18 protein-coding genes, 1 tRNA gene and 2 pseudogenes are annotated in these 16,152 nt (G+C 40.4%); 18 read left to right on the top strand and 3 right to left on the bottom strand.

Features of this window, described 5'->3' with window-relative positions:
• The first annotated feature begins 16 nt into the window (after positions 1 to 16).
• From C1G49_RS01340 to C1G49_RS11480, 10 genes and pseudogenes are all read left to right on the top strand, one after another.
• Positions 17 to 661: a hypothetical protein gene (locus C1G49_RS01340; protein WP_238595823.1), complete on the top strand. Its 645-nt coding sequence runs from the start codon at positions 17 to 19 to the stop codon at positions 659 to 661.
• Between the two features lie 285 nt (positions 662 to 946).
• Complete coding sequence (locus C1G49_RS01335) at positions 947 to 1,408, top strand: hypothetical protein (RefSeq protein ID WP_105124315.1); 462 nt, start codon at positions 947 to 949, stop codon at positions 1,406 to 1,408.
• Positions 1,409 to 1,427: 19 nt separating this feature from the next.
• Positions 1,428 to 2,773 (top strand): IS3 family transposase gene (locus C1G49_RS01330; RefSeq protein ID WP_193433990.1). Its coding sequence is split into 2 segments (ribosomal slippage): positions 1,428 to 1,869 and positions 1,869 to 2,773, totalling 1,347 coding nucleotides; the frame shifts between segments, so codons are not numbered across the junction.
• A 98-nt stretch (positions 2,774 to 2,871) separates the two neighbouring features.
• Positions 2,872 to 3,240, top strand: a complete 369-nt coding sequence (locus C1G49_RS01325; protein WP_105124314.1) for a hypothetical protein — start codon at positions 2,872 to 2,874, stop codon at positions 3,238 to 3,240.
• A gap of 88 nt (positions 3,241 to 3,328) precedes the next feature.
• Positions 3,329 to 4,159 (top strand): hypothetical protein, encoded by an 831-nt coding sequence (locus tag C1G49_RS01320; RefSeq protein ID WP_105114327.1) that lies wholly within the window; start codon positions 3,329 to 3,331, stop codon positions 4,157 to 4,159.
• Positions 4,150 to 4,458 (top strand): DUF4176 domain-containing protein, encoded by a 309-nt coding sequence (locus tag C1G49_RS01315; RefSeq protein ID WP_238595822.1) that lies wholly within the window; start codon positions 4,150 to 4,152, stop codon positions 4,456 to 4,458. Before C1G49_RS01320 ends, C1G49_RS01315 begins: the two co-directional genes overlap by 10 nt.
• 2 nt (positions 4,459 to 4,460) lie before the next feature.
• The gene (locus C1G49_RS01310; protein WP_105124313.1) at positions 4,461 to 5,252 is read left to right on the top strand and encodes a hypothetical protein; all 792 of its coding nucleotides are present in this window, start codon (positions 4,461 to 4,463) and stop codon (positions 5,250 to 5,252) included.
• A gap of 217 nt (positions 5,253 to 5,469) precedes the next feature.
• Positions 5,470 to 6,222: pseudogene (locus C1G49_RS01305) on the top strand (FtsK/SpoIIIE domain-containing protein); the annotation flags it as partial.
• Between the two features lie 40 nt (positions 6,223 to 6,262).
• On the top strand, positions 6,263 to 6,712 hold the full coding sequence (locus C1G49_RS01300; protein WP_105124312.1) for a hypothetical protein: 450 nt from the start codon (positions 6,263 to 6,265) through the stop codon (positions 6,710 to 6,712).
• Positions 6,709 to 7,285 (top strand): annotated as a pseudogene (locus C1G49_RS11480) (DUF6572 domain-containing protein). The gene C1G49_RS01300 and the pseudogene C1G49_RS11480 overlap by 4 nt, the downstream one beginning before the upstream one ends.
• A 116-nt stretch (positions 7,286 to 7,401) precedes the next feature.
• Here C1G49_RS11480 and C1G49_RS01285 read toward each other — a convergent pair.
• Together C1G49_RS01285 and C1G49_RS01280 are read right to left on the bottom strand one after the other, a co-directional pair.
• Positions 7,402 to 8,271 carry an RluA family pseudouridine synthase gene (locus C1G49_RS01285; RefSeq protein WP_105124310.1) on the bottom strand — a complete coding sequence of 290 codons (870 nt, stop codon included), beginning with the start codon at positions 8,269 to 8,271 and terminating at the stop codon, positions 7,402 to 7,404.
• Between the two features lies 1 nt (position 8,272).
• Entirely contained in the window at positions 8,273 to 9,241 is a 969-nt protein-coding gene (locus C1G49_RS01280; RefSeq protein WP_105124309.1) for an NAD(P)/FAD-dependent oxidoreductase, read from the bottom strand.
• A 217-nt stretch (positions 9,242 to 9,458) separates the two neighbouring features.
• Between C1G49_RS01280 and pbp2a the strand changes: the two genes are divergently transcribed.
• The 6 genes from pbp2a to C1G49_RS01250 all read left to right on the top strand — a co-directional run bounded on the left by pbp2a (position 9,459) and on the right by C1G49_RS01250 (position 13,441).
• Entirely contained in the window at positions 9,459 to 11,657 is a 2,199-nt protein-coding gene (gene pbp2a, locus C1G49_RS01275) for a penicillin-binding protein PBP2A (RefSeq protein WP_105124346.1), read from the top strand.
• Positions 11,658 to 11,690: 33 nt separating this feature from the next.
• Positions 11,691 to 11,843, top strand: a complete 153-nt coding sequence (rpmG, locus tag C1G49_RS01270; RefSeq protein WP_002940258.1) for a 50S ribosomal protein L33 — start codon at positions 11,691 to 11,693, stop codon at positions 11,841 to 11,843.
• A 9-nt stretch (positions 11,844 to 11,852) separates the two neighbouring features.
• Entirely contained in the window at positions 11,853 to 12,029 is a 177-nt protein-coding gene (secE, locus tag C1G49_RS01265; RefSeq protein WP_105124308.1) for a preprotein translocase subunit SecE, read from the top strand.
• 109 nt (positions 12,030 to 12,138) lie between these two features.
• The gene (gene nusG, locus C1G49_RS01260; RefSeq protein WP_002940254.1) at positions 12,139 to 12,678 is read left to right on the top strand and encodes a transcription termination/antitermination protein NusG; all 540 of its coding nucleotides are present in this window, start codon (positions 12,139 to 12,141) and stop codon (positions 12,676 to 12,678) included.
• Positions 12,679 to 12,791: 113 nt separating this feature from the next.
• Positions 12,792 to 12,977 carry a type II toxin-antitoxin system HicA family toxin gene (locus C1G49_RS01255; RefSeq protein WP_105124307.1) on the top strand — a complete coding sequence of 62 codons (186 nt, stop codon included), beginning with the start codon at positions 12,792 to 12,794 and terminating at the stop codon, positions 12,975 to 12,977.
• A 59-nt stretch (positions 12,978 to 13,036) separates the two neighbouring features.
• On the top strand, positions 13,037 to 13,441 hold the full coding sequence (locus C1G49_RS01250; protein ID WP_044673951.1) for a type II toxin-antitoxin system HicB family antitoxin: 405 nt from the start codon (positions 13,037 to 13,039) through the stop codon (positions 13,439 to 13,441).
• A 160-nt stretch (positions 13,442 to 13,601) separates the two neighbouring features.
• On the opposite strand, the gene C1G49_RS01245 is transcribed toward C1G49_RS01250, so the two are convergent.
• Positions 13,602 to 13,672: transfer RNA gene (locus tag C1G49_RS01245), tRNA-Cys, on the bottom strand.
• Between the two features lie 179 nt (positions 13,673 to 13,851).
• On the opposite strand from C1G49_RS01245, the gene C1G49_RS01240 reads away from it, so the two are divergent.
• Together C1G49_RS01240 and C1G49_RS01235 are read left to right on the top strand one after the other, a co-directional pair.
• Complete coding sequence (locus C1G49_RS01240; RefSeq protein ID WP_153048212.1) at positions 13,852 to 15,003, top strand: DUF6287 domain-containing protein; 1,152 nt, start codon at positions 13,852 to 13,854, stop codon at positions 15,001 to 15,003.
• Between the two features lie 19 nt (positions 15,004 to 15,022).
• Entirely contained in the window at positions 15,023 to 16,021 is a 999-nt protein-coding gene (locus tag C1G49_RS01235; RefSeq protein ID WP_105124305.1) for a DUF4767 domain-containing protein, read from the top strand.
• The last annotated feature ends 131 nt before the right edge of the window (positions 16,022 to 16,152 follow it).

The raw sequence follows: 16,152 nt of genomic DNA, 5'->3' as shown, positions 1-16,152 counted from the left end.
ATAAGGATGAGAAAAGATGAAAAAAACAGTATGGAATGCCTCTTTAGAAGAGAGTATGGGGTTGGTAACGGATCGGTACATTCAGACTTCAATGGAGGACATAGAGAAAAATGGTTATGGAAAGAAAATAATAGGTTTTTTGACTGTTAATCTCTTCATGTATTTAACAACATTTATAGGTAGATATATTAATTCACAAATCATATTAACTCTATTTAAAAGTACGGAGGTATTAGTAAGTATTCCCTTCTTTCTAGGGCTACTTGTTACATTTTTGTATTTCATTTCCTTGAAAAAAATCCATCAAAAACGAGTCTTGTCTTACTATTATTTTAATAAGTATATGTTTTTGTTTACATTTCTATTCTATTGCCAAATAGAAATATTACTAGTTATTTTTTCTACAATGATACTTGGTGAGTTCTTGTCAATATTCATCTATTCGGTGGATTTCATGATTGCCCTTCTTGAAAGATATCAATGGTTTAGTAAGACTTCGTACAATAGTTTGTATGGTAATGTAGATTTCAGTAACCCACTAGAAAGATATGTGGAGCTTTTTGTTGCTCATTCTAGAAAATTTGGTTGGCTCGTTCTTACTCCAGTTTTTCTGTATAGGATATTTTTTCCGGCGGAGAAAATTTGTATAGAAATGATTTAATAAGAACGGTTAGCATCCTTTCGTTTCCTATTATTGGATTGGTGGGTTTATATTTTGTTATCGCACTTGGTGCAAGTCAGATAAAAGGCTATTATATCAGTAAATATATGGAAGACTATCGTATTCTCTCAGGATATAGCATTGAAGACTGGTATGGTAAAAAGTCTAAGCGATATAAGGAAAGTTTGGGGAAGTGATAAATATAAGCAGGAAACATTAAAATTAGTAGCAAAAAGTGTATTTAACTAAGAGCTAAGACTATTTGCTATTGGTTAAGGAGAAAACATGAAAAAAACAGTATGGAATGCCTCTTTAGAAGAGAGTATGAATCTTGTAACAGATAAATACATCAAAACTTCTATGGATGATGTGAATCAACATGGACATAAGAAGAAAATTTTAGGTTTTTTTACGATGGTTCTTTTCATCGGGCTACTCAGTTTAATTGGAAGCTATATTGATAAGGAATCTGGAGTATTGTTGTTTTTAAAAGCTGAACTATTATTTCGAATCCCATTAGTACTAAGTTTGTTGTTTTTATTCTGTTATCTGATGGAATTGAGAAAAGTCAAGGAGTATAGAGTTCTATCCTACTATATTTTTAATAGGTATATGTTTTTGGTGATGAGTTGTTTTATTTTACAATTTTGGCTGATATGTGCTGTAGGATTTGCGATTCTATGGGGTTCAGTTCTGTCAATTATCGTCAATGTGAACTGCACCCCAAAAGTTAGACACAAAATCTAACGATTGGGGTGTTTTTCTTATGAAATTAAGTTATGAAGATAAACTAGAAATATATGAGCTGAGAAAGAGTGGCGTGTCGTGGGTCAACCTTAGCCAGATATACAAGGTCACTATTGCCAATCTCACCTACATGATAAAACTCATGGATCGATATGGCGTGGAAATCGTTGAAAAAGGTAAAAATAGGTACTATTCACCTGAATTAAAGCAAGAAATAATGGATAAGGTCTTGATTCATGGGTGTTCTCAACTCTCAGTTTCCCTTGATTATGCCTTGCCAAATCGAGGAATGCTTCCCAATTGGATAGCACAATACAAGAAAAACGGGTATACTATTCTTGAAAAAACAAGAGGGAGACCGAGTAAGATGGGACGTAAACGCAAGAAAACCTGGGAAGAGATGACGGAATTAGAGCGCCTTCAAGAGGAAAATGAACGTCTTCGAACTGAGGTGGCCTTCCTAAAAAAGTTGAGAGAACTTCGCTTGAGGGACGAAATACTAGTGCGCGAACAGCAGAAACAATTAGAGATATGGTCCAAGGAGGATTCCGACTAGACCTCCTACTTGCGACAGCTAAAATGCCTCGCTCAACTTATTATTATCAAGTCAAGCAACTGGATAAACCCGACAAGAACAAAGCAATTAAGGCTGAAATTCAAGCCATTTATGATGACCATAAAGGTAATTACGGCTATCGTCGGATTTATTTAGAACTCAGAAATCGAGGTTTCTTCATCAACCACAAAAAGGTGCAGCGTTTGATGACAGTAATGGGCTTAGCGGCTCGTATTCGTCGTAAGCGCAAGTATGCTTCTTACAAAGGTGAGGTGGGTAAGAAGGCTGATAATCTGATTAAACGCCAGTTTGAGGGATCTAAGCCTTATGAAAAATGTTATACCGATGTGACGGAGTTTGCTTTGCCTGAAGGGAAACTCTACTTATCGCCTGTTCTTGACGGCTATAATAGTGAGATTATTGATTTTACCCTGTCTCGGTCACCTGACTTGAAACAGGTTCAAACCATGCTTGCGAAGGCTTTTTCAGCAGATTTATACAGTGGGACTATTCTCCACAGCGATCAAGGTTGGCAATACCAGCACCAGTCTTACCATTACTTTTTGGAAACAAAAGGCATTCGACCATCCATGTCCCGCAAAGGGAATAGCCCAGATAATGGGATGATGGAGTCTTTCTTTGGCGTTTTGAAAACAGAAATGTTTTACGGATTTGAAAAGAGTTTCAAGTCTCTGGATCAACTGGAGAAAGCTATCACTGATTATATTTTTTACTACAACAACAAACGAATCAAAGCAAAATTAAAAGGACTTAGTCCTGTCCAATACAGAACTAAATCCTTTCAATAATTATTTGTCCAACTTTTTGGGGTCAGTACAATGTCGGTATTTTTAGTATAGTGGTATCAGAACGTCTTATTTCGTTTGTAAAGAAAACAGAAGGAGTATTGTATCAAGGACAACCATCAAACAACATCTTGTACAAATTCCTGGAAAAATTTGTTGCTTTTTCAAAAAGATATGGTGGTGGTTTAGTTGTTCTTCTCCTTGTTAGTCGTTTTGTATTTAAAAATAGCTTTCAAAGTGCAAGTGGAGAAGACATTTACCATAATGATTTTTTACGCTCCCTGGCGATGACATTTAGTGTTTTTTTTCCTATCCTCCCGTTTTATTTCTCTGTAGCTATTGCTACTAGTTGTATAGAGGGATATTACTTGGAGAAATATTCCGAAGATTACCGTCAACTATCTGGTTATTCTGTAGAAGACTGGTATGGTAAAAAGTCCAAGCGATATAAGGAAAGTTTGGGGAAGTGATAAATATAAGCAGGAAATATTAAAATTAGTAGCAAAAAGTGTATTGAACTAAGAGCTAAGACTATTTGCTATTGGTTGAGGAGAAAACATGAAAAAAACACTTTTAGATGCAAGCTTTGAAGAGAGCTTAAATCTATATGATGATCCATCTTATAAAAAATTTGGGAAACCAAATTTTGAATCAGCGCAAGAGACTGAGAAATATAGAGGAACCTTTAAAGGAAATTGGAATACTTTCTGGTGGAGTCTTCTTCTTATTTTTGGTGTCAATTATTTATTTGCTGTCATATCTAATATGATCTATCATCTCCCAAGTGAAAAAACATCCATTACCGGTTCTCCAATCAATTTTTTTCCGTATTGGATCTTTTATCTCTTGGCATTTCTATGGTTACTGATCGTTATTTTGGGAAAAAGATTCAAATTCAAGTTTATTCTAACTTATCGTACTCAGTTTCATATTTTTGTAACCTATTTTATTTGGTTATTGATTGAATTTAATTTACTTTTATTGAATGTATTTTATGGAACCCTCGGTATATTAGGGGTTGGCGTGATTTATTTTTCTCAAGCTGTTATTATTGGCAATCTGTTCAATCATAAAATTAAAAGTCTTAGTCAGTTGCTGTATGGTCAATTTTTGCCATCACGATTAGACAGAGCTTTCAGTTTTCTGGCACGGTATTTTTGGATTGTAGTGATTATTTTAACCGTTTTAAAATGGATACTAGAAGGTTGGAAGGGCATGGATGGATTAGGTGTTTTAGGAACCCTGTCTATATGGTTTATTACCAATATAGGAATTTTGACCTTGCAAATCTATCTTTTTCTTCCGTTCTTTCTTCAGGGCTATTATAAATGGAAATATCCTGAAGAATATCGTGAGTGGGAAGGGAAAACAAAGGAAGAATGGTATTAGAAATGGAGAAATTATTGATGAAGAAATATTTACCAATTGGCTCAGTGGTTCAGCTCAAGAATGGGAATAGGAAAATTATGATTATTAATCGGTTCCCACTTTTTAGAAGAGAGAATGAAGTTGGCTATGATACTATTAAGGATGAAGCTTATAAATTAGTCGATCTAGGTGAGCAATTAGTAGAAAATACAGGAAAAGCAATAGAGTCGGCTTGGAATGATCTGAAATCGGTTGGTCAGAATGTATCTTATTATTTCAACTCAAATTCGAAAATGCTTGCGTCCTGGTTTGGAGGGTAAGCATGGAGCAAAAAAAGCAAATAGTATCAGATATAATAGATACTACAAAAAAGTGGAACATTTTCACAATTATTTTCCTATTTCCAATTATGATAGCAATGTTTATTTTTGCTTCGTATTATTTGCCGACATTTGGTAAAATGTTTGCTTATTCGAACACATCCTTTGCTGCTCCACTTAGCAAGTTTGAAACTTTATTGCAAATTCCTACTCAGGTGTTAGTTTTGATTTTTCTGGTGGGTTGGATTAATTATTTTAGAATCTATTTTATTTCAAGAAATGATAGACCAAAAGCTTACTTGGAAAATTTGCTTGTATTGTCTATTTTGTCCGGTATCGTTTATTATTCATTCATATTCGGATTGCAGTATTTTGTAACAATAGTTTTTCTAAGGATAGTATATTGGGGAATATTTGTTGGCTCTTTGGTTTATATATTATTTTTAATAGTTTCAAGCAAAAACGACGAAAACAACTTTATAAATGCAATCCAAGTTAATAAATTGATTAAGTATATACCTTTTGTATATCTAGTGAATTTGGGGTTAACATTTATTGGAGCAGATATCGATGGATTAGTTGCCAAATTTTTCATGTCAGCCATTATGTTGGCTCCAATTTTCATTATTATATTTTTTACGAACTGGTTTCGAACGACATTACATCAGTATAGAATTGTTACTGAAATCCAGAAAAACCAAGAATACTATCGTCAAGAGTTTGACTACTCCATCGAAGCTTGGTATGGCAAGAAGTCAAAGAAGTATAAGGAATCCTTGAAAGAAAATGTTTAATAGGTTGTAGATGATTGAATTGCCCAGCTAGTTTTAGCTGGGTCTTTTTGGTATAATGGAGTGGTAGAAATGATTCTTCATGGAAGGTTCTTCTGCCTGTCTATTCTAGCTGTAAAGCTCTGCTTTGGGTTGTTTTTGCGATTAGCTGGATTTATAGGCTGTTTAAGGAGGTGTGGTTATCTGCTCTGCTATTTTCCAAAAATATCGTAGTCGAAAGGGTGCCACGGGTTCTGGTAAGTCAGAGGTCATCCAGTCTTATATCTTAAGCCTTGCGGTTAATTTCCATCCGCATGATGTTGCCTTTCTCCTCATCGACTATAAGGGTGGGGTCATGGCCAACCTCTTCAAGGACCTGCCTCACTTGCTTGGGACTATTACCAACTTGGATGGCGCCCAGTCCATGCGGGCCCTAGTGTCCATCAATGCGGAGCTGAAGCGTCGTCAACGTCTCTTTGCGACCCACGATGTCAATCATATCAATCAATACCAGAAGAAGTACAAGCTGGGTGAGGTGAGTGAGCCTATGCCCCATCTCTTCTTGATCTCCGACGAGTTTGCGGAGCTCAAGACCAACCAACCTGACTTCATGAAGGAGCTGGTCTCAACCGCTCGTATCGGTCGGAGTTTGGGTATTCACCTGATCTTAGCCACTCAGAAGCCATCTGGTGTGGTGGATGACCAGATCTGGTCCAACTCCCGCTTCAAGCTGGCGCTCAAGGTGGCAGATCGGAGCGACTCCATGGAGATGCTTAAGACGCCAGATGCGGCAGAGATTACCCAGGTGGGTCGTGGCTACCTCCAAGTTGGAAACAATGAAGTGTATGAACTCTTCCAGTCTGCCTGGTCTGGGGCTGATTACCAGCCAGATAAGGATGAGCAGGGGATTGAGGACCATACCATCTATGCCATCAATGACATCGGTCAATATGAGATTCTTGATGAGTTACCTCCATTATCAAGACTAACAAATCAAGTTGAAAATTCCCAAAGAAATAGAATAGGAGAGTAGGGTGCAAAAAGAAAAAATGACAGTAGAAGAGTTTTTACAACTGAAGAAGGATGCTCAGGTATCCTTGATTCTATATATTGTTTTTGGACTTGTCTTGTTTTCCAGTATGTTTTACATAACAGCGATTGGTGCGAGTACAGAAATGTACAGTTCTATAGGGATTACAGTATTTTTATCTGTGGGCATGACAGCTTTTAGACCCTATTTTTTACCCAAAAATATCTTAGAGCAAAAACAACCTGAGCTGAAGCAGTATTCGACAGAGGGTTACTCAGCTTCTAGTGCCTTTCTAAAAAGGGTTTTTCTAGTTTATTCGGTTGCGATTATTGTGGTTGTTTTCGGTTTTGCCTCTGCCTACGCAACTCGGGTTGAGACCATCCTTCCCGATGATACCTTACCAAGTCTGGAACAGAAGTCTATTATTGAATTAGAGCTTGAGGAAGATCAATGACAAAGCAAGAATTACTGAATTTTGTGGAAGCTCACCAATCTGAAATAGGGGCATTTACTATTATGCCAGGAAGAAAATTTGGAGGGCAATTTACTCTCGGCTATTATTTTGATGAGGAGTCACAAAAGTATAAATTTTATGAAGTAAGTGAGCGTCAAGATTTTAAAATAAGGGCTGAATTTAATACGGAATCTGAAGCAATAGATAGACTATATCGAAAAATAGTTTTTCGTTTTAATTTAACTGCTCCATCTATTTATAATTAATACGGAATCTATCGACTCTCTCGGCGTTGTAGACGGTCATCTTGAACTATTACTAGCAGATGGGAACGAATGGCTTCCTGACACTGAACAAGACCACTTGCTCAAACTCCAAGAAAAGTTGAACAACTACATTCACTTTATCGAAAGTAAGCAGTATGTGGACAGCTATGGGGATGACTTTACAGAAAAAGTTATCAATCTGACTTTTCAGTATGCCCCATCGGATAACGGTCTGGCTTTCCTAGTACAGGTTCAAAAAGTTCTACAGCCGACAGATATTCGTTTGAAGGTTGTTGTGCCAGAGTAGAGTTTTAATTCCAGACAGGATTACCTTGTCTGGATTTTTTGGTTAGTGGAAGCATAAAAAAATTCACTGGCTTAGTCCAGTGAAATAGGGATATAGAACTCTAAGGGTGCAGCTATTTATTTCATACTTCTCACTACTTTCTCAAAACTCTCCGACCTTGCTTCTACACTGATTTCTTCGAGTGTCAGCGGATGCGTTAAGCTGAGTTTTTGGGCGTGGAGCATGAGGCGGGGGGCAGCTACTCGACTGTAAAGAGGGTCACCGATTAGGGCATGGCCGTGGTGGGCTAGGTGGACCCGAATCTGATGTGTCCGCCCTGTCTGGAGGCGACAGGTAACCAAACTATTTTTGCCAAGGGTCTTCAAGAGGCGGACCTGGGTCAAAGCAGTCTGTCCCTTGCGGTTGTCGACCACCCGCTTTCTGCGGTCGTGTCGGTCCCGTCCGATTTTATCAGTGATAGTCCAGTCTGTCTTTCTTAGCTGCCCTTGGCAGAGGGCGAGGTAGTCACGGTAGATGACCTTGTCCTCCAAAAGCCGATTGAGAATGGGCAGGATAAAGGGATTTTTGGCAAAGAGAATGGCTCCACTGGTTTCCATATCGAGCCTGTGGACCACATAGCAGGTCTGACCGACATAGGCAGATACATGGTTGAGCAGGGCGATTTCATTGGGCTCATTGCCGTGGGTTTTCATACCTTCGGGCTTGTTGACGATAATCAAATGCTCATCTTGATAGAGTTCCTCAACCAAGTCTGCCAGCCCCAGAGGGATGCTTTTTTCTGGATAATCTTCCTGGTCAAAGGTCAATTCGAGCAGGTCGCCTGCTGCAATGGTGCTCTGCCAGTTAATCAGCTCACCGTTGACACGGACGTGTTTCTTGGTGCGGAGGAAGTGGCGGATTTTTCTGGGAATGAGAAAATAATCTTCCAAGACTTCCTTGACAGTCAGCTGCGGAAAGGCTTGGGGAATGCGAATATCAACTTTCATCTTATAGGCTGGTCGAGTGCTTGGGTTGCACTTTTTCATTTGGATTGAGGTAGTTCATAGCATTGTTGACGGCGGTTGGGGCTTCGCCCAGTCCAGTTGCAATCAGGTCAACCTTGCCCTCGTAGAAGCAACAGTCTCCGATAGCATAGATACCAGGGACAGAGGTTTCTTGCTTGCTGTTGACAACGATGCGGTGGCGATTGAGTTCCAGTCCCCATTCTTTCAGCGTGCCGACAGATGATTTGAAGCCGTAGTTGACAAAGAGGTGGTCGAAAGACAGGCTGAGCTTGTCCTCGCTCTTCACCTTGTCAAAATGAATGCTAGAAGCTCTGCCATTTTCCCCAGAGAGCCCTTTAGGGACAAAAGGTGTGTGGATGTTGACGCTGGACTGCTTGAGCTCCTCCACGCTGTGCTCGAGGGCTCGGAAGTTGTCGCGACGGTGGACGATGTGAGTGGTCTTGGCGATTTTTTCAAAGGCCAGGGACCAGTCGACCGCAGAATCACCGCCACCCAAGACGACGATGTCCTTGCCGGCATACTGCTGGATGTTGGACACATGGTAGTGGACGTTGTCAAAGCTGTCGGCACCGTCAATCTCCAGCGGACGTGGCTTGAAGGCCCCGCCACCCATAGCGATAATTAGGGTCTTGGTCTGGTGGCTACCTTTGGTGGTTGTTAGGGTAATGGTTTCCCCAGGTTCGATAGCAGTCAGGGTCTCATTGAGGCAGATGGTGGTGTCAAATGGTGCCAGCTGGGCAAGAAGGTTGTCGGTCAACTCTTGTCCTGTCAGGCTGGGAAAGGCTGGAATGTCCAGAATAGCCTTCTCAGGATAGAGAATGGCAGGTTGGCCACCCAGTTGGGGAAGGGAGTCAATGATTTTGACCTTGGCTTGACGGAGGTGGGCGTAGAAGGCGGCAAAGAGACCGACTGGTCCGCCACCGATGATGGTAATGTCATATACTTGTGTCATGGGAATCCTCTTCTTTGTTCAGAATGACCCTATTTTATCATATTTTTGGAAAAAATTCCCCCTCACTCTCTGCTGTCACAAGGGGCAAGGGGGGCTTTTTCTTAGGGAAATGTGTAAAATGTAGTATAATGGAAAAAATTCACATAGAAAGGAAGAGACGATGGACCAGGATTTACAAGAAACCATCCAGTTAAAGGGATTAGATGAAAAAGAAAAAATGGATAAACCAGACCAGTCTGGACAAGACAGTCTAGGACAAGAGGGATTTTCCCGTCGTAGCCGTCGGGGAAGTGGCAAGTCTTTAGAAAAAAATAAGAAGAAATCCCGCATACCAGAGCCTATCCGCAAGTTCTGGCGTCGCTACCAGCTAACCAAGATTTTGATGATTGTGATTGGGGTCATGGTGTTGACCGTTGGTGGCTATCTCTTCTTCCTAGCCAAGACAGCTAATGTTGGGGATTTACAGGAAGCACTTAAGGCTACCACCATTATCTACGATAAGGACGGAGCAGAGGTCGGCACCCTATCTGGTCAAAAAGGTACCTATGTGGAGCTGGATGCGATTTCGGATCATATGGAAAATGCCGTCATCGCGACGGAAGATAGGAGTTTTTATAAAAACTCAGGAATTAACTATCAGCGAACTATTCTAGCAGTCTTGACCTTGGGGCGTTCAGGTGGTGGTTCAACCATTACGCAGCAGTTAGCCAAGAATGCCTTTTTGACCCAGGACCAAACTATCAGCCGTAAGGCTAGAGAATATTTCCTTGCCCTTGAAATCAATAAAAAATACAGCAAACAGGAAATTCTGACCATGTACCTCAACAATGCTTACTTTGGCAATGGGGTTTGGGGAGTTGAAGATGCTAGTCAAAAGTATTTTGGTATTTCTGCTAGTGACTTGACGATCGAGCAATCTGCTGTTTTAGCAGGGATGCTTAAGGGTCCAGAAATTTATAATCCCTATTATTCCTTAGAAAATGCAATCAATCGCCGAGATACCGTCTTGCAAAATATGGTCAACGCTGGCTATATTGATCAGGCAACTGCCGATGCAGGTTTTCAAGTCGATTTAGCGAGCCAGTTAGCAGATACCTTTACTGGTAAACAAGATAACTATTCTTATCCATCTTACTTTGATGCGGTTATTGCTGAAGCGATTGATCGCTATGGCCTTAAAGAATCAGATATCATCAATAACGGCTATCGAATATATACCGAAATGGACCAAAATTCTCAAGCGAGTATGCAGGTTATCTTCAATGATGAAACTATGTTCCCGACTTCAAGTTATGATGGAACCTCGGCTCAAGCTGCAAGTGTAGCTTTGGATCCTGCAACTGGCGGGGTTCGAGCCTTGGTTGGGCGCGTGAATAGTTCGGAAGATGCTGTGTTTCGAACATTCAACTTTGCGACCCAAGCTAAGCGTAGTCCCGGTTCAACTATTAAGCCCCTTGTTGCCTATGCGCCAGCGGTAGCAGCGGGTTGGGCAATTGATACACCATTGGATAACCATACAGAAACCTATGGGGATTATACCTTACACAACTATGACTATTCAACTTCGGATACCATTCCAATGTACCAAGCTTTAGCTTTATCTTACAATCTGCCAGTTGCATATATTGTAAATACCTTTGGGATTGACAAAGCTTTTGAATTTGGTCAAAAGTTTGGTCTTGATATGGAAAATGTTGAAAAGGTACTTGGTGCGTCAATCGGATCAGGTGTGGAAACGAACCCCTTGCAAATGGCTCAGGCCTATAGTGCTTTTGCGAATGATGGTGTAATGAAGGATGCTCATCTAATTACACGTATTGAAACAGCGAGTGGAAAGGTATTGGCTCAGCATCGCGAGACAAGTACAAAAGTAATTGACCGCTCGGTTGCAGATAAAATGACCTCTATGATGCTTGGGACCTATACGAATGGTTTAGGTGTATCTGCAGATGCGACGAATTACTATCTTGCAGGAAAAACGGGAACAACCGAAACAAGTTTTGATGTAAATCTTGTTAATGACCAGTGGTATATTGCTTATACACCTGATTTGGTTATCAGTCAATGGGTTGGTTTTGAACAGACGGATGAGAATCATTACATTGATAGCAGTGGCTACTGGATGGCTCCAACAGTCTTCCGCACAGTAGCTGATGCGATTTTGCCAAATACAGCAGGGACTTCCTTCGATGTGGAGAATGCCTATGTTCAAAATGGAATTGTGGAAGTAGCAGAGGAACCAGCAGCACAGCCTGAGGTTGGCATTAGCCAGGAGCAGGTACAGGAGATTTCCGATCAAGCTCGTAATCTGATTGAGCAAACCAAGCAAAATCTGATTGATGCCCAGTTGCCAGAGAGGGCTAAATCTCTTTGGGATACGGTTACAACTTGGTTTGAGGAGTTGTCAAATCCTTAGAAACATGATAAAATGAGAGAGATGGAGGGCTTTATGGCACTAAAAAAAGCAAGCCTAGCCTGTACTGTTTGTGGTTCTCGCAACTATTCGATTAGTCTGTCGAGTAATCCCAAGCCAACACGGTTAGAAGTAAATAAATTTTGTAAACATTGTGGACAATACACCGTTCACAAGGAAACCAGATAGGAGTAGCGCGTGAAATTTTTGAAAGATATTTTCCAGATTTTAAAAAAGACCGCCTGGCCAACTCGTAAGCAGAGCTGGAAGGACTTTGCCTCTGTTGTACAATACACAGCATTTTTCGTGGCAATTGTTTATCTCTTTGACTTGATTTTGTCACGTGGTATCATGAGTTTAATCAATCTTTTCTAGAAAACACTTGCCATTTGTAAAATGGAAGTGATATAATAAAGAAAAGCGAAAGCCTTCGGGCTTTTTTTAGCGTCTAAAAATGCAGTGGTTCCATAGAAAGGAAGTTAAAATGTACGATAGTTTTGATAAGGGCTGGTTTGTTTTGCAAACTTATTCAGGATATGAGAACAAGGTCAAGGAGAACTTGCTCCAACGCGCCCACACTTACAATATGTTAGAAAATATCCTTCGTGTAGAAATTCCTACTCAGACCGTTCAAGTTGAGAAAAATGGTGAGGTTAAGGAAGTAGAAGAAAACCGTTTCCCTGGTTATGTATTGGTGGAAATGGTTATGACCGATGAAGCTTGGTTTGTAGTGCGTAACACGCCAAACGTTACAGGTTTCGTGGGTTCACACGGTAACCGCTCAAAACCAACACCGCTCTTGGAAGAAGAAATCCGTCAAATCTTGGTATCTATGGGTCAAACTGTGCAAGAATTTGATATTGATGTCAAAGTTGGCGATACAGTTCGTATCATTGACGGGGCCTTCACAGACTACACAGGTAAAATCACAGAAATCGACAACAACAAGGTCAAAATGGTTATCTCTATGTTTGGTAATGATACCATTGCTGAAGTTAACTTGAGCCAGATTGCTGAGTTGTAATTCATTCATGCTCCCTCTAGGTGCTAGCCTGGGGGAGTTTTTTGCTAGTTTGAAAAATATTTGTTAAAAACAAGTGTATAATATAATTAAAGATAAGGAAAGGAGATAAGCCAATGACAGAGCGAGAGCTTAAGAAGATTGCTAAGAAGCAAGGTGTTAGTAAAACTGACTTTGGCAAAGGGTCTCACGAGGTTTGGAAACATCCAGACGGACGGACAGTGACGATACCTAAACCCAAAGAGAAGGATTACAGACCTGGTACACTGAACAATATTCTCAAAGTCTTGCATGGGGAGTGAGGGCACTCCTCCCTGTACCCCTAAAGGGGTTGCTCTGATCATTGGCTTAATCTATCACTATGAAATATAATTATTTAGCATTGTTTGAAGCAGATAAGGAAAATGGTGGCTACAGCATTTCTTTCCCTGATTTCCCTGGAGCATTTAGCGAAGCTGACAATCTAAGCGAAGCTATTTTCAACGCTCGTGAAGTTCTTGAAATCTATACCGTCATGTTTGAAGATGAGGGTAAAGAATTTCCTAAACCATCATCATTCAAAGCACTTGCAAGCAACCTAGCAAGCGATGATGATGTGATTCAGGCTATCTCTGTTGATACCGAACTTGTCCGTGAGCGTGAACGCTCTAAAATCGTCAATAAGACCGTCACACTACCAAGCTGGCTTGTGGAAGTTGGCAAAGAAAACAAAGTCAACTTTAGTCAATTGTTGCAAAAAGCAATCCGTGAGGAATTGCAGGTATAGTAAGGCTCTCTGTGATAGCAGAGAGTTTTTCTCTTGTTCAAAAAGATATTCGTCCGAAATTATTTTCAAACTTAACCGAATTTAACCGAATGAAAAATCAAAAAAAGCCCGAAAAATCGGGCTTTTGACTTGTATAAATTCGGATAAAATCCTATAATAAAGGCGGTAGACGGATTTGAACCGACGATCAAGCTTTTGCAGAGCCGTGCCTTACCACTTGGCTATACCGCCATAACAAAGAATATTGTACCTTAAATAGTGAAATTGGTCAAGTGGAAAAATAAACATTTACAGATAATGTGTCCGGTAAAGGGCAGTGAAAATTGGAAATGCTAGTCGGAGCAACTATCGGTATGGTCAAGAATAGCCATACCTTTCGTTCCCAATCTATTTTTCATTTGGAGGTTATTATGAAAAAATATCTAGCTCTAGCACTGGTTTGTGCAGCGACCTTATCAGCTTGTAGCAAGTCAAATGTCCAGACGAAACAATCATCTAGCTCGTCATCCACTCAGCAAAGTTCGACTAGTTCATCAACGAAACAACAAAGTTCAACTAGTTCGAGCCAAGTCAAGAAGGATGATAAGGAACTGTATCAGTCCGTCTTTTCGGATTACCAGACAATCATTGACTTTGCGAATAGTGCAGACAAAGAAAATGTAGAAAAAATGATGGCTGTCCTACAAGGTTTACAGCTTCCGATGAATTCTTGGGTTATGGAAAGTGCGGTAAAAACTGTTCCCCATTTAAGATATGCCTTTTATGATCTTAATCAGGATGGTCAGAATGAACTGTTTATCGGATCTGAAAATACAGATGGGTCAGTATTTGTAACGGGATTCTACGCGATTATTGATAGTCAAATTTCTTTGTTAGCAGAAAATTTTGTAGCTGGAGTTGGTGGTGCGAGAAGCGCCCTTGTCTTGTTCCAGAGTGGAGAATATGTTAGTTATGGATGGAGTTCAGGGACAGGAGATGCCGTAGGTACGCTTAATAAGTTAGATGCAAATGGTCAATTGATTGAGGGAGTCGAGCAAGATTTTCATATGAGAGATGAACTTGTTTCTGTTTTTGGAAAGACAGAGTCAGAAATTCTAGATCCTAATCAATTTGACTGGGAAGATTTTGAGTTTGATAGAGCGGAAACGGAAACCAGCAGTTCAGATCAAACAGATAGTGTCCAGTCCATGAATTTGGAACAAATCCAAGCTGGAAATTTTGCTAGTCTAGAAGGAGAATGGGTCAATGCGCGTGGTAATCGGATTGAGATTGATAGTCAAGGAAATGTGGCTGTAAATGGCGAGGGCAATACCGTCTTTGTTGATGTACAAAATGCCAAGTTTGAAGGTGAAGTTCTTTTAGCAGGAATTACCAATCCAAATGCTATGTCTTCACCTACCATACCAACTTTGCTGATTCCAAAAGGGGTACAGAATACTTATGGATTTTTAGAAGGGCATAGCGATCAGACGGACACTAGCAAGGATAGGATTTTTACTACCCAGAGTGTTGCAACGACAGAAAGCTTTAGCCAAGGTGTCTTTTATCGAGTAGATGATTAGTTAAAATGGGAGAGATAAAATGAAAAAGAAAAGATTTATTTCATGCTTACTTTTGGGAGCCAGTGTCTGCTTACTAGCTGCCTGTGGTGGGCAGAAACAAGTAACAACCTCGACTTCTGTATCGACGTCATCCTCTAGCTCGTCAAGCACCAGTTCCACTACATCAACCACAACTACCTCTACCTCTACTTCTACATCAAGTAGTTCAAGTAGTCAGGTCGGTCCTTGGGATGCTAGCAAGGCAGAGGCATTGAGGACGTTTGTGATTGACCAATGGGGGCCATCATTCTCGCCTCCCCAATACTATGTATCTTATGGGCCAAGTCGTCAAGGTAACTTTTTTGGTGTGACCTTGCCCTCAGGTATTCTCAGTGGCCCGGAGCAACAAATGACGCCAGATTTTCTAGGAGAGACTCCTGATTTAGTTTGGAGTGAAACTGGACAAGTGGCAGCAGGAAAAACAGCAGTAGTTGGGATCTATTCGGATATTGAAAATACAAAATTCCCAAGTGCCCACCTCTATCTCTTTACCATTAAAGATGGTCAGGTGATTGCTTGGATTACCGAGCAAAATCAGGGTAATCCAGAGAAGCGTTTGTATTTCCGACCGACTAAAAACCAGGAATTACAAGCCTTCTTTGAAAACTTGGTTCTCGGTGAAAGTTCAGCAGTGGCAACTGAAACTAGCTCGGCAACTGTTCCTAATACGTCTGTAGATACCAAGAATTTGACCGTCGAGCAGGCAGCTAATTGGGCCAAGGCACATGCTGCGACAAGATATGGCACACCATTTACTAAAGATGATTTTCTAGCACAGGTGGTTACAAATGTTCAGTCATCCGATGGATTGGTTTACATTGAGGTTAGAGAAGACCACAGCAGTCCAAATATGAAAGGGACAGATCCCAATGTTGCTCCATCAGCTGGTTTTTATAGAATAAATGCCAGTGGACAGTTAGAAAGAATGGATGTTGTGGCAGGGTCTTATTCTGTTGTTGCAGAAACATACTTTGAATAGAAAAAGTGCCGATTTTTGGGTAAATTCTCAAAGTAAGTTCTAGTTCCCGTCCATCTAGAAGTTACTCTGAGAAAACTGCATAAAACCAACAGAATTTAGTCTCAGACTAAGTTCTGTTTTTGCCTAAAATG

It is taken from the genome of Streptococcus suis (assembly GCF_002960625.1).
GTDB lineage: Bacteria > Bacillota > Bacilli > Lactobacillales > Streptococcaceae > Streptococcus > Streptococcus suis_T.
This window is presented reverse-complemented; position numbering and strand designations above follow the sequence as displayed.

Excerpts from the sequence above, each read along its gene's own strand:
- C1G49_RS01340 (WP_238595823.1), top strand. The coding sequence starts at position 17 with ATGAAAAAAACAGTATGGAATGCCTCTTTAGAAGAGAGTATGGGGTTG.
- C1G49_RS01335 (WP_105124315.1), top strand. The coding sequence starts at position 947 with ATGAAAAAAACAGTATGGAATGCCTCTTTAGAAGAGAGTATGAATCTT.
- C1G49_RS01320 (WP_105114327.1), top strand. The coding sequence starts at position 3,329 with ATGAAAAAAACACTTTTAGATGCAAGCTTTGAAGAGAGCTTAAATCTA.
- C1G49_RS01315 (WP_238595822.1), top strand. The coding sequence starts at position 4,150 with ATGGTATTAGAAATGGAGAAATTATTGATGAAGAAATATTTACCAATT.
- C1G49_RS01310 (WP_105124313.1), top strand. The coding sequence starts at position 4,461 with ATGGAGCAAAAAAAGCAAATAGTATCAGATATAATAGATACTACAAAA.
- C1G49_RS01285 (WP_105124310.1), bottom strand. The coding sequence starts at position 8,271 with ATGAAAGTTGATATTCGCATTCCCCAAGCCTTTCCGCAGCTGACTGTC.
- C1G49_RS01280 (WP_105124309.1), bottom strand. The coding sequence starts at position 9,241 with ATGACACAAGTATATGACATTACCATCATCGGTGGCGGACCAGTCGGT.
- pbp2a (WP_105124346.1), top strand. The coding sequence starts at position 9,459 with ATGGATAAACCAGACCAGTCTGGACAAGACAGTCTAGGACAAGAGGGA.
- rpmG (WP_002940258.1), top strand. The coding sequence starts at position 11,691 with ATGGCACTAAAAAAAGCAAGCCTAGCCTGTACTGTTTGTGGTTCTCGC.
- nusG (WP_002940254.1), top strand. The coding sequence starts at position 12,139 with ATGTACGATAGTTTTGATAAGGGCTGGTTTGTTTTGCAAACTTATTCA.
- C1G49_RS01255 (WP_105124307.1), top strand. The coding sequence starts at position 12,792 with ATGACAGAGCGAGAGCTTAAGAAGATTGCTAAGAAGCAAGGTGTTAGT.
- C1G49_RS01250 (WP_044673951.1), top strand. The coding sequence starts at position 13,037 with ATGAAATATAATTATTTAGCATTGTTTGAAGCAGATAAGGAAAATGGT.
- C1G49_RS01240 (WP_153048212.1), top strand. The coding sequence starts at position 13,852 with ATGAAAAAATATCTAGCTCTAGCACTGGTTTGTGCAGCGACCTTATCA.
- C1G49_RS01235 (WP_105124305.1), top strand. The coding sequence starts at position 15,023 with ATGAAAAAGAAAAGATTTATTTCATGCTTACTTTTGGGAGCCAGTGTC.